20 protein-coding genes are annotated in these 22,079 nt (G+C 73.8%); 12 read left to right on the top strand and 8 right to left on the bottom strand.

Going from position 1 to position 22,079, the window contains the following annotated elements; translation table 11 throughout:
* Positions 1-92 precede the first annotated feature (92 nt).
* Positions 93-1,088 (bottom strand): YncE family protein, encoded by a 996-nt coding sequence (locus ACIPYS_RS09215; protein ID WP_400744998.1) that lies wholly within the window; start codon positions 1,086-1,088, stop codon positions 93-95.
* A gap of 373 nt (positions 1,089-1,461) precedes the next feature.
* Here ACIPYS_RS09215 and ACIPYS_RS09210 point away from each other — a divergent pair, with 373 nt between their 5' ends.
* From ACIPYS_RS09210 to ACIPYS_RS09195, 4 genes are all read left to right on the top strand, one after another.
* Complete coding sequence (locus ACIPYS_RS09210) at positions 1,462-1,689, top strand: hypothetical protein (RefSeq protein ID WP_400744997.1); 228 nt, start codon at positions 1,462-1,464, stop codon at positions 1,687-1,689.
* Between the two features lie 212 nt (positions 1,690-1,901).
* Positions 1,902-3,218 carry a hypothetical protein gene (locus tag ACIPYS_RS09205; RefSeq protein WP_400744995.1) on the top strand — a complete coding sequence of 439 codons (1,317 nt, stop codon included), beginning with the start codon at positions 1,902-1,904 and terminating at the stop codon, positions 3,216-3,218.
* Positions 3,215-3,787 carry a hypothetical protein gene (locus ACIPYS_RS09200; protein ID WP_400744994.1) on the top strand — a complete coding sequence of 191 codons (573 nt, stop codon included), beginning with the start codon at positions 3,215-3,217 and terminating at the stop codon, positions 3,785-3,787. The genes ACIPYS_RS09205 and ACIPYS_RS09200 overlap by 4 nt, the downstream gene beginning before the upstream one ends.
* The gene (locus ACIPYS_RS09195) at positions 3,784-5,292 is read left to right on the top strand and encodes an MFS transporter (RefSeq protein ID WP_400744992.1); all 1,509 of its coding nucleotides are present in this window, start codon (positions 3,784-3,786) and stop codon (positions 5,290-5,292) included. The genes ACIPYS_RS09200 and ACIPYS_RS09195 overlap by 4 nt, the downstream gene beginning before the upstream one ends.
* A 146-nt stretch (positions 5,293-5,438) precedes the next feature.
* Here ACIPYS_RS09195 and ACIPYS_RS09190 read toward each other — a convergent pair whose 3' ends face one another.
* Positions 5,439-6,047 (bottom strand): TetR/AcrR family transcriptional regulator, encoded by a 609-nt coding sequence (locus ACIPYS_RS09190; protein WP_400744990.1) that lies wholly within the window; start codon positions 6,045-6,047, stop codon positions 5,439-5,441.
* A 128-nt stretch (positions 6,048-6,175) separates the two neighbouring features.
* Here ACIPYS_RS09190 and ACIPYS_RS09185 point away from each other — a divergent pair, with 128 nt between their 5' ends.
* The 4 genes from ACIPYS_RS09185 (at position 6,176) to ACIPYS_RS09170 (ending at position 10,874) form a co-directional block, all read left to right on the top strand.
* Entirely contained in the window at positions 6,176-7,705 is a 1,530-nt protein-coding gene (locus ACIPYS_RS09185) for an APC family permease (protein ID WP_400744988.1), read from the top strand.
* A gap of 8 nt (positions 7,706-7,713) precedes the next feature.
* Positions 7,714-8,595, top strand: a complete 882-nt coding sequence (locus ACIPYS_RS09180; RefSeq protein WP_093858328.1) for a carbon-nitrogen hydrolase family protein — start codon at positions 7,714-7,716, stop codon at positions 8,593-8,595.
* Positions 8,596-8,793: 198 nt separating this feature from the next.
* Complete coding sequence (locus ACIPYS_RS09175; RefSeq protein WP_400744985.1) at positions 8,794-9,906, top strand: hypothetical protein; 1,113 nt, start codon at positions 8,794-8,796, stop codon at positions 9,904-9,906.
* Between the two features lie 98 nt (positions 9,907-10,004).
* The gene (locus tag ACIPYS_RS09170; RefSeq protein ID WP_093858330.1) at positions 10,005-10,874 is read left to right on the top strand and encodes a DUF3592 domain-containing protein; all 870 of its coding nucleotides are present in this window, start codon (positions 10,005-10,007) and stop codon (positions 10,872-10,874) included.
* Between the two features lie 101 nt (positions 10,875-10,975).
* On the opposite strand, the gene ACIPYS_RS09165 is transcribed toward ACIPYS_RS09170, so the two are convergent.
* The 3 genes from ACIPYS_RS09165 to ACIPYS_RS09155 form a co-directional block, all read right to left on the bottom strand.
* A complete protein-coding gene (locus tag ACIPYS_RS09165) occupies positions 10,976-11,605 on the bottom strand; it encodes a hypothetical protein (protein WP_400744984.1) in 630 nt (209 codons plus the stop codon).
* Between the two features lie 232 nt (positions 11,606-11,837).
* Positions 11,838-12,335: a phosphoribosyltransferase gene (locus ACIPYS_RS09160; protein WP_093858332.1), complete on the bottom strand. Its 498-nt coding sequence runs from the start codon at positions 12,333-12,335 to the stop codon at positions 11,838-11,840.
* 152 nt (positions 12,336-12,487) lie between these two features.
* Positions 12,488-12,859 carry a hypothetical protein gene (locus tag ACIPYS_RS09155; protein WP_400744981.1) on the bottom strand — a complete coding sequence of 124 codons (372 nt, stop codon included), beginning with the start codon at positions 12,857-12,859 and terminating at the stop codon, positions 12,488-12,490.
* A gap of 64 nt (positions 12,860-12,923) precedes the next feature.
* On the opposite strand from ACIPYS_RS09155, the gene ACIPYS_RS09150 reads away from it, so the two are divergent.
* Together ACIPYS_RS09150 and ACIPYS_RS09145 are read left to right on the top strand one after the other, a co-directional pair.
* Entirely contained in the window at positions 12,924-14,177 is a 1,254-nt protein-coding gene (locus ACIPYS_RS09150) for a hypothetical protein (protein WP_400744979.1), read from the top strand.
* A complete protein-coding gene (locus ACIPYS_RS09145; protein ID WP_400744977.1) occupies positions 14,161-14,940 on the top strand; it encodes a hypothetical protein in 780 nt (259 codons plus the stop codon). Before ACIPYS_RS09150 ends, ACIPYS_RS09145 begins: the two co-directional genes overlap by 17 nt.
* A 41-nt stretch (positions 14,941-14,981) precedes the next feature.
* Here ACIPYS_RS09145 and ACIPYS_RS09140 read toward each other — a convergent pair whose 3' ends face one another.
* Complete coding sequence (locus tag ACIPYS_RS09140) at positions 14,982-15,230, bottom strand: hypothetical protein (protein ID WP_400745205.1); 249 nt, start codon at positions 15,228-15,230, stop codon at positions 14,982-14,984.
* A 239-nt stretch (positions 15,231-15,469) separates the two neighbouring features.
* Here ACIPYS_RS09140 and ACIPYS_RS09135 point away from each other — a divergent pair, with 239 nt between their 5' ends.
* Entirely contained in the window at positions 15,470-15,886 is a 417-nt protein-coding gene (locus ACIPYS_RS09135) for a GNAT family N-acetyltransferase (RefSeq protein ID WP_093858334.1), read from the top strand.
* A gap of 82 nt (positions 15,887-15,968) precedes the next feature.
* Here ACIPYS_RS09135 and ACIPYS_RS09130 read toward each other — a convergent pair whose 3' ends face one another.
* Positions 15,969-20,069, bottom strand: a complete 4,101-nt coding sequence (locus ACIPYS_RS09130) for a hypothetical protein (protein WP_400744975.1) — start codon at positions 20,067-20,069, stop codon at positions 15,969-15,971.
* A gap of 123 nt (positions 20,070-20,192) precedes the next feature.
* Positions 20,193-20,531 (bottom strand): hypothetical protein, encoded by a 339-nt coding sequence (locus ACIPYS_RS09125; RefSeq protein WP_093858336.1) that lies wholly within the window; start codon positions 20,529-20,531, stop codon positions 20,193-20,195.
* Between the two features lie 263 nt (positions 20,532-20,794).
* On the opposite strand from ACIPYS_RS09125, the gene ACIPYS_RS09120 reads away from it, so the two are divergent.
* Entirely contained in the window at positions 20,795-21,673 is an 879-nt protein-coding gene (locus tag ACIPYS_RS09120; RefSeq protein WP_159424715.1) for a ribosome-inactivating family protein, read from the top strand.
* Positions 21,674-22,079 lie beyond the last annotated feature (406 nt).

The following is a 22,079-nucleotide window of genomic DNA, read 5'->3' as shown; positions in this document are numbered from 1 at the left end:
TCGTGACCGCCGGTCGGCGGCCACGACCCCGGACGTGGCGGCTACGGGTGCGCGGGCCAGAGGCGCGCCGGCTACGGGCGCGCCGGCAAAGGCTAGAAGCTGACGATCTGCAGGAAGGTGCCGGGGTTGTCGTTGTAGTTGGTGCCGGTGACGTAGAAGGTGTGGCCGTCCGGGCCGACCGTCAGGGTGGCGCCGTGCTCGAGGTCGAACTCGGCGAAGTCCTCCTTCGGGACGGGCCGGTTGGTGGCCGTGCTGTACGCGGCCACGGTCGGGCTGGGCAGGTCGGTCTGGATCAGGACGTACAGCCGGTTGCCGCGGGGGTTCACCGCCAGGCCGGCGATCTGGCGGAAGCCCGTGTTGAGGTCGATCGTGGCGGCGAGGGTGTCGGTGGTCAGGTCGACCACCTGGATCCGGCCCTCGGGCTTGGTGATCGCGTACACCGTGGACCCGTTCGGGGCGAGGGCCAGGTCGTCGATGAACCCCGGGGAGGTGATGGTGCGTACGACGGCCGGGTGCGCCCCGGTGAGGTCGAGGCGGATCAGGCCCTCGGGACTGGAGAGGTAGCCGGTGGCGCCACCCGGGCGCACCACGAGGTCGCGGGGGTTCGACGTCGGCAGCGGGGTCTGCCCGGTGAACGCGCGCGCGGCGGCGGAGAAGGTGAGCAGGCGCCCCGGCAGGGACGGGTTCGGCGGAGCCGGGGAGTACGGGCCGCCCTGGCCGACGTACACGGTCGTCCCGTCCGGCGATACCGCCAGGCTGTACGGCGAGCCCGCCTGCCAACCGTCCGGGCGGGGCTGGTCAGGCAGCGGCACGTGCGCCGTCACGGTGTTGGTGGCGGTGTCGAAGACGTTCAGGGCGGTCGCGGTGACCAGGTAGACGGACCGGCCGTCCGGGGCCAGGGTCTTGGGCCCGCTCCAGAACTCCGGGCTGGTCTGCACCTCGGCGAGGACGGCGCCGCTCTGCGTGTCGACGACACCGAGCCGACTGCCCGACTGCAACTCCTCCCCCACGTAGGCGCGCCGTCCGTCACCGCTGATCAGGGCCCGCTGCGCCCAGGAGACGCCGGGCAGCGGCACCAGTCGTTCCACGCCGCCGACGGGAGGCCGGCCCGCCGCAGGCGCGGCTGTGGCAGTGGCAGCGGCTGCAGCAGTGGCTGTGGCTGTGGCAGCAGCACCGGCACCGGCACCGACTGTGGCAGCGGCGGCCGGGCCGACTGCGGGCCCGACCAGAACGCCCGCGGCCACGAGGGCGGCCGAGAGCAGGGAAGCAGCCCAACGGGCCACCGGTGGACGTGAGTTCATGGAACCAGCCTCTCTCCCGGGACGGAATCGCGGACCTGCCACGAGGCTAGGGCATGAACATGCCGTTCCGGTTCACCGTCCGCCCACGGACTCCGCTCCCCCGGACGGCGATTACCGGCCAGGCACCTGGGATCGCGACCTGATGACCCGTCATTGACACATGCTTGACCATCACTTTAATGTCGAAGTGGCGGCGAAGAACGCGCCGCCGGATTACCGGTATATCTCGGAGGTCCGAATGGAACAGCTCATCAAGAAGATGACCCAGGACGACAAGTGGAACGGCTGGGTCGCCGCCAACTCCAGCAGCACCGCCAAGGACGGCTGCATCAGCACGGCCCCCAAGTCCGGGTGCATCAGCGTGGCCAAGGCCGGTTGTATCTCCTGACGCGCCGACCGGATCCTGACGGCACAGATCTGCCCTGAGCTGCGCCGACGCGGTTCGGGCCGACCGGCAGGTGCCGGTCGGCCCGGACCTGCGGCGCGGCCCGCCGACGCGTGCCGCCCGCGCTGCGTGCAGCGTGCTGCGTGCCGCGCGCCGTCCGCATCCTGCCCCGGGGCCGGCGAACCGGAGCCCCGGGCACCGACCGGAGGTGACATTTGAACGGCCAGCCGACCGCCGACGTGGTCGACCGGATCAAGGACATTCCCCTCTACCGCGACTCGATCGAGCAGGGCTGTTTCCCCATTCTGGAAAAGCCCGAGATCGCCCGCGGATTTCCCGGCAACTGGATGACCCCGCGCCTGTCCGCCGCCCTCGCGGCCGGTGAGGCGGAGTTCGTGCTCTCCACCGGCACCAACCACGCCCGCATGCAGATCATCCGACCGCCCTACTTCCTGCTGAAGTCCTACTACCGCTTGTGGAGCGAGCACCCCGACCTCGCCGACACCTGGCGGGAGGGCTGTCACCGGGTCTCCCTCACCACCGTCCTGGCCACCGAGCACGTCGCCCGCGTCAACGCCCGCAAGCGGGGCGAGGAACCAGCGGCCGAACCGGACGCGCAGGACCGCCGGCTGGACGACCGCACCCGCTACCTCAACCTGCGGCTGGACCCGGACCACTGGCAGCGGGCCGACGTCGAGCGCATGCTCGCCGAGATCCGCGACGCCGCCCGTGCGCACCCGCGCGGCCACTACCTCCTCGACTGCTCCTCCTCCCACCTCGCCCACCTGGTGCGCAAGGCCCGCGCCTGGGGCCTGTGGGAGGGGTTCCCGCCGCCGGCGGCCGTCGTCCACGCCTACGAGTACACGCCCGCGAACGTGGCCCGGTACCTGCGCGAGCACTTCGACTGCCCGATCGTCGACCTGTTCGGCAGCACCGAACTCGGCTACCTCTACTACAGCGACCGCGGTGGCGACTACCGGCCCTACCTGCACGACATGAGCGTCGAACTGCTGCCCGTCGCCCCCGGCAGCACCATCCACAGCCTGATCGTCACCAGCGTGCGCAATCCCTTCATGCCGCTGGTCCGCTACCGCTCGGGCGACTGCGTCCGCACCGCGGACGGCAGCACGGACCCGGAGCGCATCACCCGCTTCTGCGGCCGTGAGAAGGAACTGCTCGCCACCCCGCACGGCCCCCGCGCTCAGGGCGACCTCGACGAAGCCGTCAGCGCCGTCACGCCGCGGGTCTTCCTCACCCGCCTGCACCTCGAGGAACCGGGCGGGGCCGTGCTGCGCTGCACCACCTTCGACGCCGCCCCGCTCACCCGCGCCGAGAGCGACGCCCTGGCCGCCGCGGCCGGCGAAGTCACCGGCCGGCGCTGCCGCGTGGAACACCACGACCACCTTCCCGTCGGCGCCTCCGGCAAGTACGCCTGGCTCGCCGCGTCACCGAGCGCGTCACGGGCCGCATCACCGACCGCGCCCCCGACCGCCACCACGATCCCGACCACGTCGGCCGGAGGTGCCCGATGACCACCCGATCCGATTCCCGGTCCGAGTCCCGATCCGGATTCCCGGCCCGGTCCGAGGCGCCGGACCCTGTCACCGTCACGGCCACGGACCTCGAGGAACTGCTCGGCGCCGACCTCCACGCCGAGGTGGTCGCCCACACCGTCACCCGGACCGGCTGCACACCCGCCGACGCCGGACGCCAGGTGACCGAGTGCCTGCGCTACCTCTACCTCGTGTCCCGGCACCGCGACGAACTCGCCGGCCTCTTCCTCCCCGTCGAGCAGCACATCGACGAGATCTGGCACTACCTCATCCTGCAGACCCGCGAGTACCGCGCACTGTGCGAGGAGCGGCTGCCCGGCCGGTTCTTCGTCCACCACCGCGGCATCCCGTACGAGTCCTACCAGGAGGAGCCCGGCCGTCGGCAGGCCGCCGAGGAGGCACTGCGCTGGATCCCGCTCTACTGCCGCGCCTTCGGCCCCTTCGACGAGGGTGCGCTCGCCCACTGGACCATCGTCCGCTACCTCCACGAGCACATGGGCATGTCACTGGAGGAGATCTCGGCGCTGAGCCCCCTGGCGTCCTCGTGACCGCCACCCCGCCGGCCGCCGCCGCGCCCCGCCGCCCGCCGGGGCGCGGCGGCGCCGGACCGGACGAGTCCGGGCCGAACGGCGCCGGGCCGTCCGACTCCAAGCCGTCCGGGGTCGCACGGGCAGGGCACGGACCGGCGGGGCCCGAGGCCGCCGAGGCCCCGGACGCCCCCGAGGCACCGGGCGCCCCCGAGGCACCGGAGGCCGCCGAGGCCCCCGAACAGCGGCGGGTCCTCGCCGTACTGGTCGCATCGCAACTGGTCAGCGGCGCCGGGCTCACCGCCGGCATCGTCGTCGGCGCCCTGCTGGCCGAACAGATGCTCGGCTCCACCGGCCTCGCCGGCATCCCCACCGCCCTGTTCACCGGCGGATCGATGCTCGGCGCGCTCGTCGTCGGCCGGCTGTGCCAGCGGCGCGGGCGCCGCCCCGGCCTCGGCACCGGCTACGCGATCGGCGCCCTGGGCAGCGTCGGTGTGGTCGCCGCCGTGGCCCTGGACCAGGTAGCCCTGCTACTGCCCTCGCTCCTGGTCTACGGCGCCGGCACCGCCACCAACCTCCTCGCCCGCTACGCCGGCGCGGACCTCGCCGCACCCCACCGCCGCGCCCGCGCCCTGAGTCGCGTCCTGCTCGCCGCGACCCTCGGCGCGGTCGCGGGCCCCAACCTCGTGCCGCTCACCGGGGACCTCGCCCGCGCCTGGGGCATCCCCCCACTGGCCGGGCCCTTCCTGCTCGCCGCCCTCGGCTACACGGCGGCGGCCGTCCTGCTCACCGCGCTGCTGCGGCCCGATCCCCTCCACCTGGCGCAGGCCCGGCTCCCCGCCCCGCAGGCCCCGGCTCCCGACGGGGACACGAGTGACGGCTCCGATTCCGGCGACGGGGCCCACCCGGTACGGAAGCTACGGAAGGACGCGGACCGGCGACGAGGGCCGGGATTCGCCACCGGCCTGTGGATCATGCTGCTCGGCCAGCTGCCCAAGGTCGCCCTGATGACCATGACGCCCGTCCACCTGGCCGCCAACGGCCACGGCACCGGCACGATCGGCCTGGTCGTCTCGCTCCACATCGCCGCGATGTTCCTGCCCTCCCCGCTCACCGGCCTCCTGACCGACCGTCTCGGCGCCCTCCCCGTCGCCGCCGCCTCCGGCGTCCTGCTCTGCGCGGCCGCACTCCTGGCCGCCGCCGCACCGGGCGACTCCGTGCCCCTCCTCGCCCTGGCCCTCACCCTCGCCGGCATCGCCTGGAACCTCGGCCTGGTCAGCGGAACGGCCGTGATCACGGCCGCGCTGCCGCCTGGGCGCGGTGCGAGCACCCAGGGTCTGGCCGACGTCGGCCTCGCCGTCGCGGGCAGCACCGGCGGCCTGCTCTCGGGCCTGGTCGTCACGGCCGGCGGCTACGACGCCCTGGCCCTCGGCTGCGCGCTGACGGCCCTCCTGGTCACACCGCTGGCACTGCGGCAGCGCCTGACCGCGCTCGAACAGGAGCGGACCGGCGCGCCCGCCGGGTGAAGCCGGGCGCGGGCGGCGAGCACTGCCGCCCGCGCCGCCGCCGTCGCACGGCAATCCGGCCGGGGCCCCCGACGCCGTCCGGCGCGGCTCCGGGGAGGGCGGCGCGGGGCGATCGGCGCACGACACCCCGCGCCGGCCCACGCGGGTCAGGGGTGCTGGGCGAGGGTGTGGCCGGTGACCGCGCGGGCTTGGGCGTGCAGGGCGGCGAGGACCTCGTCGCGGGTGCGCCGGCCGGCGAGGATCTCCATCTGGTAGCCGTCCTCCAGCGCGACGAAGTTCGCGGCGAGCAGACGGGGCGGGTCCTGGAGGGTGAAGTGACCCTGTACCTGACCGAGGATCAGGATCGCCGCATACAACGCGATCTGACGCTCGGTCAGAGCACTGTCGAGGACGGCGGCCCTGGCATCGCGCAGGCAGCGGGGCCAGCACTCGAAGAGCAGGCGCGTCAGCGTGTCGTCGGGGCCGGTCGCCACGCCTCGGTCGATGCACGCGCGCAGCTGGTCGCGGGCGTCGGTGAAACGGCTCGCGGCCTCTTCGCGTTCCTCGCTGTAGCGCTCGATGGCCTGTCGGTAGGTGGTGTGGACCAGTTCGTCGAGGTCTCCGTAGTAGAGGACCGCGGCCGGAGTGATGCCGGCGGCCTCGGCGACGTCGCGAAGGCGCAGTCCTTCCAGGCCGCGGGCGGCCAGCGCCTGCTCCACGGCCCTGCCGAGTTCGGCCCGGCGGGCCTCCTTGCCCACGCTCTTCCTGCCAGCCACGGTGCGCCGCTCTCCTGTCGCCGTCTCTACTGTACGAATATTTAACGCTACCCCACCGCCTATTGACTGGCGAGAGCCCCATGATTTAAATCTGCGTTTAACAAACGCGCAGGGCTCACGGAGGCACCATGACCAACGCGACCGACGTCGGGGCGACCACCGGACCGTCCAGACCTTCCCCCACCGACAAAGGACTGCGCGGCGGCTCGGTCGGCCTGTTCGCCGCCGTCACCCTCGGGCTGTCCTCCGTCGCCCCGGCCTACAGCATCGCCGTCACACTCGGCTTCGTGACCCTCGTCGCCGGCCACCTCGCCCCGGCCGCCCTGCTGCTGGGGTTCGTGCCGATCCTGCTCACCGCGTTCGCCTTCCGCGAGCTCAACCGCGAGATGCCCGACTGCGGCACCACCTTCGTCTGGGTCACCCGCGCCTTCGGACCTCTGGCGGGCTGGCTCACCGGCGGGTGGATCGTCCAGTGCGCGACCCTCATCGCGATGACGGCCCTGGCCCAGGTCGGCGCCACCTACCTGCTCGACCTGACCGGCCTGCACGTCCTGGCCGGCGACAGCACCGCCGTGGCGGCGACCGCCGTCCTCCTGCTCGCGGCCGTCACGGCCATCGCCCACCGCGGCCTGCAGCTGGCCGCCTCCGTCCAGTACGTGATGCTCGCCCTGCAGCTCGCCGCCCTGCTCGGCTTCGGCATCGCCGCCTTCGCCCGTCCCGGCGCGACCGGTCCGTCCGGTCCGTCCCTGGGCTGGCTCGATCCGTTCGCGTTCACCGGTCCCGGGCAACTCACCGAAGCCGTGATGCTCTGCCTGTTCATCTACTGGGGCTGGGACGCCCTCCTCACGGCCAACGAGGAGACCCGCGACGGCGAACGCGTGGCCGGCCAGGCGGCCGTCATCTCCACCCTGGTGCTTCTGGGCACCTACCTGTTCACCGCCTTCGCGGCCATCGGCTTCGCCGGAACGGGCGACAGCGGAACCGGACTCGGGAACGCCGACAACGCCGGCGACATCCTGGCCGCCCTCGCACCACCCGTCCTCGGCCCGGCCCTGTCCAAGGTGATGCAGCTGGCCGTCTGCGTCTCGGCCGTCTCGGCCCTGCTCACCTGCCTCGTCGGCTCCTCCCGCGGCACCCTGTCCATGGCCGCGCACGGAGCCCTGCCGCGTGCCTTCGCCCGCATCCACCCGCGCCACCGAACCCCTGGCTTCGGGACCGTGTTCCTCGGCACCGCGGCGGCCGGACTGCTGGTGCTGCTCACCCTCGTCTCCGGCCGCTTCCTCGGCGACGCCATCCTGTGCATCGGCCTGCTCATCGCCTGCTACTACGGCACCACCGCCCTGGCCTGCGTCTGGTACTTCCGCTCCCGGCTCCGCACCTCGCCGCGCGACCTGGTGCTGCGGGGCGTGCTTCCCCTGGCCGGCGGCCTGATGATGCTGGCCGCCTTCGCGCGCAGCGCCTACGACATGTACGACCCCGGCTACGGCGCCACCTCCTTCCACGGCGTCGGCGGGGTGTTCCTCCTCGGGGCCGGTTCCCTGGCCGCCGGCGCCCTCGCCCTGGCCGTCGCCCGTACCCGGTTCCGCCCCTTCTTCCGCAACGGCCGCACCGCGGTCGCCGAGCCCGCCGTCGCCACCACCACCACCATCGAGGACTGAACCGACCCATGCGCTCACTCGTCGTCGCCGCCGTCCAGACCGCCCCCGTCCCCCACGACATCGAGGCCACCTGGGAACGCTTCGCCCACCAGGTCCGCACCACCCGCGAGCTGTTCCCCCACGTCCAGCTCGTCGTCGTCCCCGAACTCCTGCTCGCCGCCGAGGGCGCCCTCCTCCGGCCGGCCCCGCAGGACTGGACGGAACACACCGCCGTCACGATCCCGGGCCCGCTGACCGACCGGATCTGCGCGCTCGCCGAGGAGACCGGGCTGTGGCTCGTCCCCGGCAGCATCTACGAGCGCGGGCCGGACGGGCGGATCCACAACACGGCGATCGCCGTCTCCCCCGAGGGCCGGATCGCCGCCCGTTACCGCAAGGTCTTCCCCTGGCAGCCCTACGAGAAGTCGGTCCCCGGCAGCGAGTTCACCGTCTTCGACATCCCGGGCACCGGCCGCGTCGGCCTGGCCGTCTGCTACGACGGCTCGTTCCCCGAGACGGTGCGCCAACTGGCATGGCTCGGCGCCGAGATCGTCATCCAGCCCACCCTCACCCCCACCCGTGACCGCGAGATGGAACTCGTGTGCGCACGCGCCAACGCCTGGACCAACCAGGTGTTCGTGGTGAACGTCAACGCCTCCGACCCGGCGGGCGTCGGCTCCAGCACGATCGTCGACCCCGAGGGCATCGTCCGCCAGCAGGCCGGCCCCGGCGAGGAGATCCTCGTCGACGTCCTCGACCTCGACACCGTCACCCGCGTCCGCCGGTACGGCTCCGCCGGCCTCAACCGCCCCTGGAGCCAACTCGCCCGCTACGGCGAGGCGATCCGACTGCCCATGTACGGTGGCGGCGGCTTCGTCGCGCCCGAGTGGCTGACGGACGAGAGCGTCTGACAGCGGTTCGTTCGGCGGAGGCGGCACCGGGACCGGGACGAGACCGCGAGCGGGACCGGGACCGGGTCGCCCGGCCGGGCGGGTGGCCGGGCGGGCGGGTGGCCGGGCGGACGCTATGACGCCCGTCCGGGCAGAATGATCGATCGAACGCGCACCGACCCCTGTCGGCAGCCGCTCAGGACGGACAGAATCACCCGTATGACAACCGCCACGGTCGAACCTCCCACCGGCGCCGCTCCCCTGGACCTCGCCAGGGGATTCCTCACCGGCGGAGTGATCGGGGCATCGCTGGCCGCCTTCGTCGTCGGCTGCACTCTCGGCAGGGTCCCGCTGATCATCGCCGGGCCGGCCCTGCTCGCGGCCTACGCACTGCTGTTCCGCCTCGCCGGCGCGCCGCGCCGGGCCCGGGAGGGTGCCCGGGCCCCCCTCACAGCGCTGGCACTGATCGACGGACGGGAGGTGCTGCGTACGGGCCGGGAGACGGACGTCCCGGTGCGCTTCGACCTGAGCGTCGCCCCGGACGGGGCACCCCCCTTCCGCATCCGGTTCACCCAGGACGTGCACGTCTCCGAGCTCGCCGACCACCGGGCCGGCGCGGTCCTGGTGGTCCGCTACGCTCCGGACCGGCCGTGGCTGCTGCGGATCGTCAAGCGGCCCACCCCGGAGTGGGAGGACCGCGCGGCGGGCGCCGTCCTGGAGCCGGCACCCGGACCGGTCGTGGTGGCGGACCGCAAGGACGGCTGTCTCTGGAGCCTGACCACCCTCCTCGGGGTACTGCTCGGCGCGGCCGCCGTGGTCCTGCTCATGCGGGCCGAGCTGTTCGGGAAGGACACCGACGCACCCGCCGCCCGGCCCGTCGCCTCGTCGAGCACGAGTACGAGTACGAGCACGTTGACGGTGACGGCTACGGTCACCTCCTCGGCCACCGGCACGGTGACCTTCGGCCCCGGCCGGTCGGTGCTGGACCGGGGCGTGCTGCGGGAGGCCGTCCAGTCGCTCACCGGGGGCGGGGACGGCAAGCAGGCGCTGACCGTCGTGGTGCGGGAGCAGTTGCTGACGGTGGTGTTCGCCCCGGAGGGGGTGAGCGCCCCGGCGTTCGACCCGCGGTCGCTGCCGTTCGACCGGGTGCCCGCGCTGGTCGAGGAGGCCAGGACCACGCTCGGTGTCGACGCGCCGCACACCTGGCAGCTTTCCGCGGAACGCCTGGCCGGTGCCCTCACGATCAGGATCGGCGTGACCGGGGCCGGCGGATCGGCCTCGCTGGAGGCGGACGGGCAAGGCGTGGTGGTGCGGCGCAGCCCGGTCCGTTGAGGGAGTGCCGCAGGGGTGGACCGGGGTGCCGGGGCGCGTGACCGGGACGGCGCGGGCCGGTGGAGCGACGGGGTCGGAACGACAGGAGGGACGGGCGGATGGGGTGGCACGGGTACCTGGCGCTGTGGTGCGGGGTGCTGGGCGCGGTGGCGCTGGTGGGGTACGGCCGGTCGCTGGCCGGGATGACGCGCGAGCAGCGGGCGGTGCGGGTCCCGGGGCGGATCGAGCAGGTGCGGACGCCCCGGCACGGCGGCTCCCGGCGCGGGGGGATCGCGGTGGTCGTGTCCTACCGCGATCCGTCCAGCGGTGCGCGGGTCCTCGTGACGAACGACGGCGAGCACGGCGAGAACGGCGAGGCGATCACCGCCGCGTGGACGGGCCGGGAGGTCGGCGTCCGCTACCCGCGCGGCAGGCCGCACGACTACCGCTTCACCGACGACCCGCACGGCGGCGGTCGCGGCCTGGGCCTGCCGAACACGGCGCTGTTCCTGCTGTACGGCAGCCTGGTGGTCGCCGCCGCGGTCGACCGGGGCTGGCCGTGGGCGCTGATCGGCGTCTGCGGACCGTGGGCCCTGATCGGCGTCTGCTACCTGCCGGGGAACGTGCGTGACACCAGGCGCCGCCGTGAGCGGCTGGCATCGATGACCGCCGCCGAAGGCCGGATCGTCGCGGTACTCCGGGACGTCACCACGGACGGCGAGGGCAGCACCTCCACCACGATCACGCCCGTCGTGGCGTTCACCACCCGCGAGGGAACGGCCGTCACCGCGCACTGCGACGCCGGCGTGCCCGATCCGGCGGACTCGTACGAGCGGCACCTGACGGTCCACTACCCAGCCGACGACCCCGCCGGGTTCGTCCTCGACCACGCGACCCGGCAGCGTTCGGTACGCTCCGACATCGCGGTCAACGTGGTGTTCCTGGTCCTCGTCGCGGCAGGGGCCGTCGTGGGCGTGCTCCTGCTCTGACGTCGGGCCGGGACCGGTCGTCCGGCGGCTCCGCAGGAGTCGGCCCGATCGGAGCTCCGAACGGCATGGTGGCGACCACGAGCAGACCTGAACCGCGCCGCTCACGCCGCCCTGGGGGCCGTCAACCGGCAGGTGAAGACCAGGTTGACCATGATGACGAGGACCGCTGGGATGCCGCCGATCATCAGCAGGAACAGCGGGAACAGATTGGCCAGCACCGCGAGGGCGCAGCGGGCGTCACGGCCCCGGGCGGCCCACGGGGCCACCATGAGCAGGGCCAGCACGACGGGGCCGCCGATGACCAGCGCGGAGAGACCGAACAGGGTCAGCAGTGACTCGCTCGAGGTCCAGGTGCCGCCGTAGGCCGCCCGGACGGCCAGGCAGGCCGCGTCGAGCAGCAGGATCGTGGGCGTCAGGAAGCGGAGTGCGTAACGGGTGGCGGCGCGCAGGAACCAGCGCAGGGCCGCCCCGCCGTGGTCCGCCCACCCGCGCGCGCCGACGGCGAACGGGAGGAGCAGGAGCGGCAGCACGCACAGGAGGTACATCGCCGGGTCCCCGCCGGGGTAGCCGTCGTCGAGTTCGAACACCAGGAGGTAGGCCGCGGGCAGGAGAGCGAGCAGGGTGACTGTCAGGGAGTGCGCGGTGTCGCACAGAACACCGCGTTCCTTCGCCCCGGCGTGTCCTCCGCCCGCCACAGCTGCCACCGGTCCGGCGTTGTGCCTCATTCCCATGCCCCCTCCACGAGATTGAACGCGTTCAAAGTAGGGCTCGGCGGCCGCTGCAGTCAACCTCGCGCCCTGCGCCGGTCCGAGGTCGGGCCCGAGGGGCGGCCGGCCGGAGGGAGGGGCCGCGCTGCCCTCGGTGGTCGGGCGGCCCGCAGTCTCCGGGCGCTCGATGAGGCGGCGGGCAGCTGTCGCACGGCTGCCCGCCCCCGTCCGGGGTGTCGGCGGCACGCTCCTCCGGTCAGGCGTCCAGCGCCTGGCCCTCACGGCGGACGACCGGGGGTTCCACCGACCACGGGAAGTTGATCCAGTCGTCCGTGCGCTTCCACACGTACTCGCACTTCACGAGGGAGTGGGACTTCTCGTAGATGACCGCGGACCGCACCTCGGCCACATGGTCGAGGCAGAAGTCGTGCACCAGCTTCAGGGTCTTGCCGGTGTCGGCGACGTCGTCGGCGATCAGGACCTTCTTGTCGGTGAAGTCGATCGCGGCGGGGACGGGCGCCAGCATGACGGGCATGTCCAGGGTGGTGCCCACGCCCGTGTAGAACTCCACGTTCACCAGGTGGATGTTCTTGCAGTCCAGCGCGTACGCCAGACCGCCCGCCACGAACACACCGCCGCGGGCGATGCTCAGGATCAGGTCGGGCTCGTAGCCGTCGTCGGCGATGGTCCGCGCGAGTTCACGCACTGCCAGGCCGAACTTCTGATAGGTCAGGTTCTCTCGCACGTCAGTCACGGCGCCCAGTCTCCCCGGCGGTCGGCCCGGCGACGAACACCGGCACGCCGGGCGGGGCGACGGAAGCGCCGTCCGCGCGGGCGGCAGGGTGATCGGTCCGGTTCGTCCTCAGGTCGCGCACGGCAGCCGTACCGCTTCGACGCCGGCGTCGTTCAGCGGGGCCTCGACCAGGGCCGTCGGGCGCCGGCGACCTTGGCACCCCACAGGTCGTGGTCGGTGCACAGGACCCAGGATCGGTCCTCGGCCCGGAAGTTGGCGGGGCTGAAGTCGGTCAGGTCGGCCTCGGGCGCGTCGTAGAGGCTCACGGCGTCGCCGAGCCGCCCCGGGCGCACGTGGAGGTTGTCGAAGTCGACGGCCCCGAGCGTCATCGGGTCGTAGTGGGCCAGGCAGCGGGTGTCCGGGCCCGCGGGGCTGTGCGCGGTGAGGATGTCGATCAGCCGGATCCAGGTCTCACGGTCCAGGCTCCCCTCGGTGGCGGGGCGGTACCGAGCGGCCGGCTGCCGTACCCGTTGTCCGACCCGCATGAGAGCATCGGCGGTCGACGGTGGTGGGCGAATCACCGAAGTCTGCGAACGGCGGTGGTTCCTGATGGACGCGACGGAGTCGGCGGAGGCCCGCATCGAGGACGCGGGCAGTGTCCTGGTCGCGCCTTCGCTGCTGCACGGCCATGACGCGGTGGCCCGGTTCTTCGGATCGGTCGTCACACCGGAGGAGCTCGCCTCCGGTGCGGTCGGTCTCGCGGGGAGGACCGTCCACCTGTGCGGGGACATCGGCGCCGTCAGCGGCCACCGGCTGCGAGCGGCCGCGCGGGTGTTCGTCGTGCGGGAGCTGTCGCACGGCTATGCCGGGAACGTGGGCGGGGAGGTGGGCGGGGACGTCGGGACGCCGTGGAGTGTCGTCGGGCTCGGCCGGCTCCCCCTCCGGGTGCACGGCGTCGGCGTGTACTACCCGCGCTTCTTCGAACCCGACGCCGATCACTTCGGGCGCATCCGCGCGGAGCACGCGTTCCAGTCGCTGACCGAGTCCACCAAGCCCGGAACGGCCCTTCGCAGCGGGATCTATCTGACGCCGGTCACCCGGGACGGCGACGACCTGCACTTCCGGCTGCTGCGCTGCTCGACCAACCTCTCGGGGCCGACCGAGGGCTTCGGCCCGACCGACACGGGCATCGTCCGGGCGCTCAACCGCGAGGCCGCGGCCGTGTTCCGCGACCAGGCGCCGCTGAACCACGTCCTCGCCCAGACGTACCACAACACCCGTGCCACGGACGGTCGCAGGCAGTCCAAGGCGCGGATCTCGGCCCATGCCGACAAGACCAAGGACATGCCCGTCAACGGCATCATGGCCTTCTGCACCTTCTACGACCGGCTCGACGGGCTGCGGCCCACGGCCGGGGATCCGTTCGACCTCGGCGTGAACGGCGTCAGCGGGCTGACCAGGCTCCGCTTCCACCTCAAGGACCCGGCGGCCGTGCTGGACGGCGTCGCACTGCCGCCGCAGTTCACCCTGACCCTCCACCCCGGCTCCGTGTTCCTGATGCCGCTGTCCACCAACCGCCTCTACACGCACGAGATCCGGCCGTCGTCGCTGGACGCCGAACTGCTGCCGACGCGTCTGGGGTACGTGGTGCGCTGTTCGAAGGCCGAAGCCGTGCACCGGGACGGCCGCACGTTCCTCAAGACCGCCGGGGATCCGGTGCCCCTGGAGCCGCCCACACCGGCCGGGATGGACGACCTGCGCGGCCTGTACGCCGAGGAGAACAGGACCTCGTCCTTCATCGACTACGGCGACGGATTCCGCTTCAGCATGAACACGGGAGACTACCTTGCCCCGCACCCCTAGCATCCCGGACCAGGTCCGCTCCTACGACCTGCCCGCCGACCGGAACCTCTTCACGGAACTCTCCGCGTCGGTCCGTCTGGAGGACACCGGCAAAGGCCGGCAGGGCGCCACCCTCACCCTGGTCGACGGAACGGGCGGCGTGCCGCTCGTCCGCACCACCACCCGCTACAGCGGCCCGGCGCAGCGTTTCCGGCCGCTGCACGAGCGGCTGGCGCGGCGGATCCAGGAACGCGCGGGGCTCACGGTCGGCTTCAACAACGCGCTCGTCGAGAGCTGCACCAACGCGTACACCACCATGGGCAGCCACTCCGACCAGGCCCTCGACCTGGCCGACAGGTCGTTCATCGCCGTCTTCTCCTGCTACCGCCACCCCGACGCCGACCCGCCGAGGAAGCTGATCGTCGAGTCGAAGGAACCCGGTGGCGACGGTGACGGGACGTTCGAGGTCCCGCTGCTCCACCACGGTGCGGTCGTGTTCTCCGTCGAGGCGAACCGGCGGCTGCGGCACCGGATCGTGCTGGACGCGCCGGCCCGGACCGCGGACAACCGGTGGCTGGGCGTGACCTTCCGGACGTCGAAGACCCTGCTGCGCTTCCGCGACGGGCATCCCCATCTGCCGCAGGGCGAGCGCCTGGTGACGGCCGACGAGGAGCAGCGGCAGGAGTTCTTCCGGCTGCGGCGCCGCGAGAACCGCGAGACGGACTTCGTCCAGCCGGTGCTGGCGTACACGATCAGCGAGAGCGATCTGCTGCCGCCCGTCTGACGGCGGGAGGATCGCCGTCCGTGGTGCCGGGAACGCACCGGTCAGCGACGCGCCGGAGCCTCACCGTCGAGCAGGGGTTGCAGGAGCGGGACGTACCGGTCGGCGACCTCGTCGGGGGCCAGGCCCGTCAGCCGGTCGGCCTGGACGGTCGCGTACAGGGCGCCCAGGCCGAGCAGCACGCCGACGGCCATCTCCGCCCGCAGCGCGGCGTCCGGCCCGGCGAGCCGGGCGGCGAGGGCGTCGATGACCTGCGCGCGGAAGTTGGCCCGGGCCTGTCCGCCGAGCTCCAGGTGGTGCCGGGAGAAGGCGATGCGCCAGCAGCGGCAGGGCCGAGTAGGCGAGCGCGGTGCGCGACGACCCGGCGAGGCCGCACGAGGACACGCGAGGCCCCTGACGACGGGAGTGGTCGGGGGGCGGTGGCGGCCGGCCGCGGCAGGGCCGGCGCGGGTCCGTCCGGCGGTGGCCCGGGGCGGGACCGCTCGGCCGAAAAACGGCCGGCCCCGGCACCGGGACGTGTCAGGATTCCTGGATGGAGATCCGTCGTGTCACTCAGGTCGAGGCGGTCGACGCCGCCGGGCATCTCTTCGACTCCGCTCCGGAACGGCGGGCCACGGAACGGTTCCTGACGGACGAGCGCCATCACCTCCTGATCGCCTACGTGGAGGACGTCCCGGCGGGGATGGTCACCGGTGTCGAGATGACCCACCCCGACAAGGGGACCGAGATGTTCCTGTACGAGTTGGGCGTGGACGAGTCCTTCCGTGGGCGTGGCGTCGGCCGGGCGCTGGTGTCCGCGCTCGCGGACCTGTCACGTGAGCGGGGTTGCTACGGCGTCTGGACGGTCACGGACGAGGAGAACGCGGCGGCACGGGCGACGTACCGCCGCGCCGGCGGTGTCACGGAAGCGGGACAGGTGGTACTCACCTGGACGTTCGACCGACCGTAGACCGCCGCAATGGACCTCTCTCCCGCGCCGGGCGGTCGGGAGGAGGCCTCCGACAGCCGGGCCCGGGCGCCCGGCGGCGGTGTCAGGGGTAGGTGGTGTGCCAGGCGGTGGTGAAGAGGGTGGGCAGGGGCCGGGTGGGGACGAGGGCGGTGTGGGCGGTGCTCGCGCGTTCGGGGGCGAGGGTGAGGTGGGCGAGTTTGGCGGCCTCGACGGGCAGTCGGGGGGCCTTCAGGTCCAGCCAGGGGCCGGGCAGGACGAGGGTCCGGCCGGCGCGGGAGCGGCGGGCGGTGACCACCCGGCCGGTGGCGGACAGACGTTGCCGGGCGGCCTTCAGCACGGCCGGGGTCCAGCCCGTCCACTGCCGGACCTGCCGGTCGGTGGGATCGGGCAGGGCCAGCAGCATCAGGTACAGCGCGGCGGCGTCCGAGGTCAGGTCGAGGGCGTCCGCGCAGGCGGCAACGACGTCCGGGGCGCTGCGGCGCGGGTCCTGTTCCCAACCGGGGGCGCGGTCGGCGTCGGCGGCGAGGTGGTGGCCGAGTGCCGCCAGGTCGCCGGACAGCAGGATGCGCAGGTCCGCGAGGGCGGGCAGCCCGGAACCGGACGGGCGGGCCTGTGAGGGCTTCAGCCGGTCGTAGTAGTCGTCGAGCGCGTCCAGGACCGGGTCGTCGGCGCCGGTGAGCAGGCCGGGGCGCACCAGGACGTGCCACCGGCTCACAGCCGGTTCGTCCACCACCTCCACACCGGGCAGGTCGGCCGGTGGGGTCGGCGGCCTGCCGGCGGCGCTGCGGCGGTCGACGGAGAAGACTCGCCACACCGCTCGGGGATCCTCCCGCTCGGAGCTGACGCGCAGTGCGGCCGCGGCGAGCGCGGGGCGCAGCGGGTGGCCGGCGGGCGTGCGGTAGGCGAGCCAGGCCATCGCGTACGGCGAGGCGTAGGGCGCGGGTGCGTGGTCGGGGTCGCTCTTCGTGGCGAGAGCGGCGGCGAGGAGGGCCTCGGGGTGGCGGCAGCGCCGGCGCAGGCCCGGTGGGACCGGGTCGGCCGCCGGTCCGGGGCCCGCCGGCGTCCATTCGCCGGTGGGGAAGCGGAGCTCGCGCCGGGCCAGGGCGATCAGGTCGGCGTCGGCCGGCGGCGCGCCGTACCGCTCGTGCCACCAGGCCACCGCGCGGTCCACGTCCGGCCCGTGCGTCCACAGCCGCTCCGGCTCGGCGGGCACCAGTCGGGTGCGGAACTCCCGGACGGCGTCCGCCCCGATCCTTCGGGTGAGGGCCTTCTCGGCGGCGCTCTCGTAGTCCCGGTGGTGGGTGCGGACGGCGAGCAGGGCGCCCGCCTCCGCCGGGGTGAGGGCGAGCCGTTCGGCCAGGTGCTCGACCGTCCCGGGGTGGGCGGGCAGCGGGCCGCGTTCGGCGAAGCCTTCCAGGTAGGCGTGCAGCAGGTCGGGGTCGAGCTCGGCGGTGAGGTCGGCGTCGGCGCGGACCTCGCAGCCGGCGGCGGCCGCCGGACCGTTCTCGGGGAAGGTGCCGCCGGGGGCGTACTCCAGGAGCACGGCGCGGTTGAAGGTGCTGTGGAGGACGAGCGCGGTCGACAGCGCGGTCCGGAAGAGGTGGCCGGCCGGCGGGGTGGGCCGGTGGTCCGGGCGGGAGAGGGTGACGGTGCGCCAGCGGCCCTCGCCCCGCTCCGCCACGAACGCCAGGTCGGCGTACTCACGCAGTCGCCCGGGAGTCGTGGTGTCGCCGCGGAGCAGCTCGGCCTGCCAGTCGACGACCAGGTAGGGGAAGGCGGCGGACGCCCCGGGGACGATCGCGCTCGGACGGTCGAGGTCGCCGTCCCAGAGGGGGCTGCTCGTCGCCGCGTCGCGCAGCAGCCGGCCGACCCGCACCCGTGCCGGGGCGGCGGGCGGGGACGGCGGGGCGGCGGGCGGAGCGGCGAGCGCAGGCGGGGCGGCGGGCGCGGGAAGGGCGGGCGCGGTAGGGGCGGGCACGGGAGGCACGGAGGCCGCCGCGGCCGCGGGGGTCAGCAGCGGCACCAGGTGCGCCAGACCGTCCCGGCAGTTCGCGGCGATCTGCACCAGACGGGTGAACTCCCGGCCGACCAGGTCGTCGTCGATCCCCAGCAGTCGGCCGATCCGCTGGCGCACCGGGCCGGCGGCGGCGTCGCGGAACACGGACCGCGCTTCGACCGCGCCGAGCAGGAGCTCGGCGCCCGCCCGGTCCAGCCCGGTGTCCGGGGTCTCCGCCCGCACCGCGTCGAGCAGCAGGGCGGGGACGTCGACGGCGGCCAGTCGCCGGGCCCGCTCCGGGTCGGCGAGCAGTGCGGCGGCGGCGCCGATGTGCTGGAAGCGGGCGAGCGTCAGCGCCACCCCGTCCAGGTCGAGCACGGGCAACTCGGTGAGCTCCTCCTCGCACCACTGCGCCAGCTCGGCGCGCCCCGGCTCGGTGTCCACCAGGGCCGGTGTCTCCGTCCACCCCTTCGGGTCGTGCGGCTGGTACCAGAGGTTGTCCGCGTCACCGCCGTTGGTCAGCTCGAACTCGGCCCGCAGCAGTGCCCGCAGCTCCCGGGCGAACCTCGGATCGGCACTCAGCGCGGGCAGCCCGGGACGCGGCGCGGCGTCGACGCGGTGCAGGCGCGGGTCGGCGAGCCTGGGCGGCGGGTCGGCCACCGGCGCGCCCGCGGCCAGCAGCACGTCCAGGACACCGAGTCGCAGGACCGGGCTCCCCGGCACCCGCCGGTCCCACCGGCTCGGGTAGGGCAGGTCGACGGGCACGCCGTCGGCCGCGATGCGGGGCGCCAGCAGCGCGGCGAGCCGGTGCACGACCGGACCGACCCTCGAACGGAGCGAGCGGTCGGCGAGGACGACCAGGGCGCGCAGCCAGTCGGCGGCGGTGCCGGGTGCGGCGCCGCCCGCCTCGGCGTCGGTGGTGAGGTGCGCCAGCGCGCCGGTCCGCTCCAGGTAGTCGAGCGTCAGATCCGCTTCCGGCATCCCGGACTGCGGTCCCGCCGCGACCACCTCCCGGCCGAGGTGCGGACGTTCGGCCAGGACCAGTTCCCAGGCGGGGCCGGTCAGCAGCGCGGACCAGAACTCGCGGGCCGCCGTGTGCCACAGGTCGCGGGCCGGCAACCTCCGGCCCGCAAGCCGGGCCAGCTCGCGGGACGGATCCAGGCCGGCGGCACGGGCGGTGCGCACGAGGTCGTCGACGAGTCCGGGACGGGTGCCCTCGCGGACCGTGCGGTCGCCGAGCAGGGTCAGCGTGCGACGCGCCGCGTCGCGGTCGGCACCGCGCGCGGTGACCTGCCGCACGCGCTCGCGCAGCGCGGTGTCGGTGAGCGCGCCGGCCGCGTCCGCGGCGGCGTAGCGGGCGTCCAGCCACTCCTGGTCGACGTGCTCGCCGGCGGCGCGCTCCGCCGTTCTGGCGCGGGCGAACCACGCCGCCGCGTCGGCCCGCTCCCCGCCGTGGCGGAGGCACAGGTCCGCGACGCCGTCCAGGAAGCAGCGCGAGAGCACCGGATCGGTGGCGGCGATCGCCTTCAGTACGGCGTCGACGTCGCGCTTCACCCACACCCGCCAGACCGAGGTGACCTCCTCCAGGCGTTCGACGTACCGCAGTACCTCCTGCTCGCGGGCGGGATGCCCGGCGAGTGCGGCCTCGGGGAACGGCACCGCTCCGTCGGCCGGCAGGCCGGTCGGTGCCAGGGGCCCGACCGCTTGCCAGCCCTGGTGGGCCATCAGCCGGTCGCGGTGGCGTGCGGCGTCGGGGGTGGTGAGCAGCACGCGTTCGGCGTCTGGCAGCGCCTGGTGCCGGTAGCGGCGGGCGAGCAGCGCGCCCTCGTCGTCCGGCTCCCCGGCGGAGGGAACGGCTCCGGCCCGGGCGGTTCCGACCCGCGCGTTTCCGGTCGGCGTGATTCCGGCCCGGGCCAGCGCGTCCGTCCAGGCGGCGTCCACCGAGAGCAGCTCCACCACTCCGGCCGGCACCGCGACACCGTCGCGCACCAACCGCTCGGCCTCCTGGCCGCACACCCGGCGATGCGCCTCGGCACCGGCGGCGAGCGCGACCAGCCGCGGCAGACCGGGATGCCCCGCCAGCGCCGGCGGCACCTTCTTCAGCACCCGCCCGCGCTCGTTGCGGAAGACGACCTTCTCGTCCTCCAGCCGCGCGACGTAACCCTGCGCACCGATCTCCCCGACCACGACCCGCCACTCCCCCGTGCTGTCCAGCGGCCGGGCAACGCTCGCCCGGCGACCCCCGCAGCCTAACGACCACCTCTGACAGGGCCGCCGGGGGCGGGGTCGCGCTGTCCCCGGCGGGCCGCCTCAGTCGCCCATGAACCAGAGGTGGCTTCCCGGCGTCGTCGCACAGGACTCCAGCAGCATCGCGAGGTCCCGCACGGCAGCTTCCTGCGCGGCGTCGGCGCACTGCTTCCGCAGTCCGGCGATCTCGCCGAGCGCGGCTCGCGCGTCCTGCTCGTCGAACTGCGTGTCGCCGTACGGATCCACTGTCCGGAGCTTGCCCGGGTGGTTCACCGCGAGTCCCGCCAGTACCTCCCCCAGCGCCTCGCCGTGCTCGTAGGAGCCGTGCAGGAGTGAGGCCCTGGACGTGTCCCAGTCGATCAGCGCCAGTCGAGCGGAGTGCAGTTCGATCTCGATCCCCATGACCGCCTCCTCGGCGGCAGCCTAACCGGCCCTGCCGGGAGGCCTCGCCCCAGGCCGTGTCCGGACCGGGCCGAACGTCTCGGCCGGCTCGGGCCGGCCGCCGGGCGGGAGCTGCGCGACGACACCGGGCGATGCCCCGGACCATCGGTGCGCTCTCGGGCGAACGGCGATGCACGGTCGGCCGAGCCCGCCGCCGCCGTGGCTCCTAGTGTCGTGCCGCAACGGGCCTGACAGGCCATCATGTCGAGGACATCGAGAACACCGTGCTGAAACGCCTCTGCTCCGCCCTGCTGACGCTCGCCCTCTCCCTGGGCCTGGTGACGGCCTTCAGCGGCACCGCGTCCGCGACCAACTACCAGGTGATCGACTGGAACATCTCGAACATCACCGCCGGCGGGAACACCCACCACCAGAACTACTGGAACCTGATCGACGCCATCCACCGGTACACCTACGGTGACGTGACCGGTGTCAACAACGTCACCGAGACCACCACCGAACGCGGCAGGCTGGTGCAGGTCCGCGTCCTGGACACCAACAACACCCACCTGGCCTCGGTCTACCTCTGGGCGAACGACCTCTACGTCGCGGGGTTCTACGCGCCGCAGACCAACACCCACTGGGCGTTCCAGGACCGGATCAACGAGTTCCAGACGGCGCTGGGCGTCACCGTGCCCCAGAACCGCCGGATCGCCAGCGGCAACTACTCCGACATCCCGGGCGGCAACAACCGCGGGAGCCTCGCCCCCGCTCCCGAGAACATCTACAACGCCATGCGCACCCTCGGGCGCGCGACCGCCTACAACGACGCGACCGGGCGGGCCGTGCTGATGGCCACCCAGATCTTCTCCGAGGCGGCGCGCTTCGGCGTGGTCTTCGACGTCGTCCGGGGCAACATCCAGAACCCCAACCGCAACCGCACCCTGAACTACGTCGACCCCGACCCGGCACGCGGCACCGTCCTGGCCGCCAATGTGCAGAACCAGTGGGGAGCCATCAGCCAGTTCATCCGCAACGCCCGCGCCAACCCCTCCGGCCAGAGCGTCAGCGTCATGGGCCACACCGTCACGACCATCGCCGCGGTGCTCTACTACATCGGCTTCATCGAGGCCAACGGCGGCATCATGCACAGCAGGCCCTGAACCGCGACCCAGCGCCTCCGGGCCGAGGGGGCGGTCCACCGGTGGACCGCCCCCTCGGCCCGGAGCAAACTCTCCATCACCCGCGCCGAGCCGGCCGGTCGGCCGGACCGAGCCGACCGACGGCGGCGTCTCGCGGCAGGGACCGGCCCCGCTCCGGCGCAGATGCGTGCGGAGCGGGGCCGGGCGTGTACAGCCACGAACGGCCCGGTGCCCTCGCGGCGTCGGCTGCCGGCGGATGCTCGTACCCGAGCGGGTGCGGTCCCTCGCCGCCCGCGTGCGCCGGGCTGCGGGAGCGTACCTGCGCTTGCTCGGACCGGCGCAGTCGTCGGCCGGTTCGCCCGGAGGGTCCCGCGCGCCCTGCCAATCGGGCTTCCGGCCGGGCAGCCGGGCAGCCGCCCTCGGCCTT

Origin of the sequence: Kitasatospora sp. NPDC089913 (assembly GCF_044748625.1) — a bacterium.
Lineage (GTDB): Bacteria > Actinomycetota > Actinomycetes > Streptomycetales > Streptomycetaceae > Kitasatospora.
This window is presented reverse-complemented; position numbering and strand designations above follow the sequence as displayed.

What these genes read in the sequence shown, in the direction of transcription:
- ACIPYS_RS09210 (WP_400744997.1), top strand. Translation starts at nt 1,462, where the DNA reads ATGCTTGACCATCACTTTAATGTCGAAGTGGCGGCGAAGAACGCGCCG.
- ACIPYS_RS09200 (WP_400744994.1), top strand. Translation starts at nt 3,215, where the DNA reads ATGACCACCCGATCCGATTCCCGGTCCGAGTCCCGATCCGGATTCCCG.
- ACIPYS_RS09185 (WP_400744988.1), top strand. Translation starts at nt 6,176, where the DNA reads ATGACCAACGCGACCGACGTCGGGGCGACCACCGGACCGTCCAGACCT.
- ACIPYS_RS09180 (WP_093858328.1), top strand. Translation starts at nt 7,714, where the DNA reads ATGCGCTCACTCGTCGTCGCCGCCGTCCAGACCGCCCCCGTCCCCCAC.
- ACIPYS_RS09175 (WP_400744985.1), top strand. Translation starts at nt 8,794, where the DNA reads ATGACAACCGCCACGGTCGAACCTCCCACCGGCGCCGCTCCCCTGGAC.
- ACIPYS_RS09170 (WP_093858330.1), top strand. Translation starts at nt 10,005, where the DNA reads ATGGGGTGGCACGGGTACCTGGCGCTGTGGTGCGGGGTGCTGGGCGCG.
- ACIPYS_RS09165 (WP_400744984.1), bottom strand. Translation starts at nt 11,605, where the DNA reads ATGGGAATGAGGCACAACGCCGGACCGGTGGCAGCTGTGGCGGGCGGA.
- ACIPYS_RS09155 (WP_400744981.1), bottom strand. Translation starts at nt 12,859, where the DNA reads ATGCGGGTCGGACAACGGGTACGGCAGCCGGCCGCTCGGTACCGCCCC.
- ACIPYS_RS09150 (WP_400744979.1), top strand. Translation starts at nt 12,924, where the DNA reads ATGGACGCGACGGAGTCGGCGGAGGCCCGCATCGAGGACGCGGGCAGT.
- ACIPYS_RS09135 (WP_093858334.1), top strand. Translation starts at nt 15,470, where the DNA reads ATGGAGATCCGTCGTGTCACTCAGGTCGAGGCGGTCGACGCCGCCGGG.
- ACIPYS_RS09125 (WP_093858336.1), bottom strand. Translation starts at nt 20,531, where the DNA reads ATGGGGATCGAGATCGAACTGCACTCCGCTCGACTGGCGCTGATCGAC.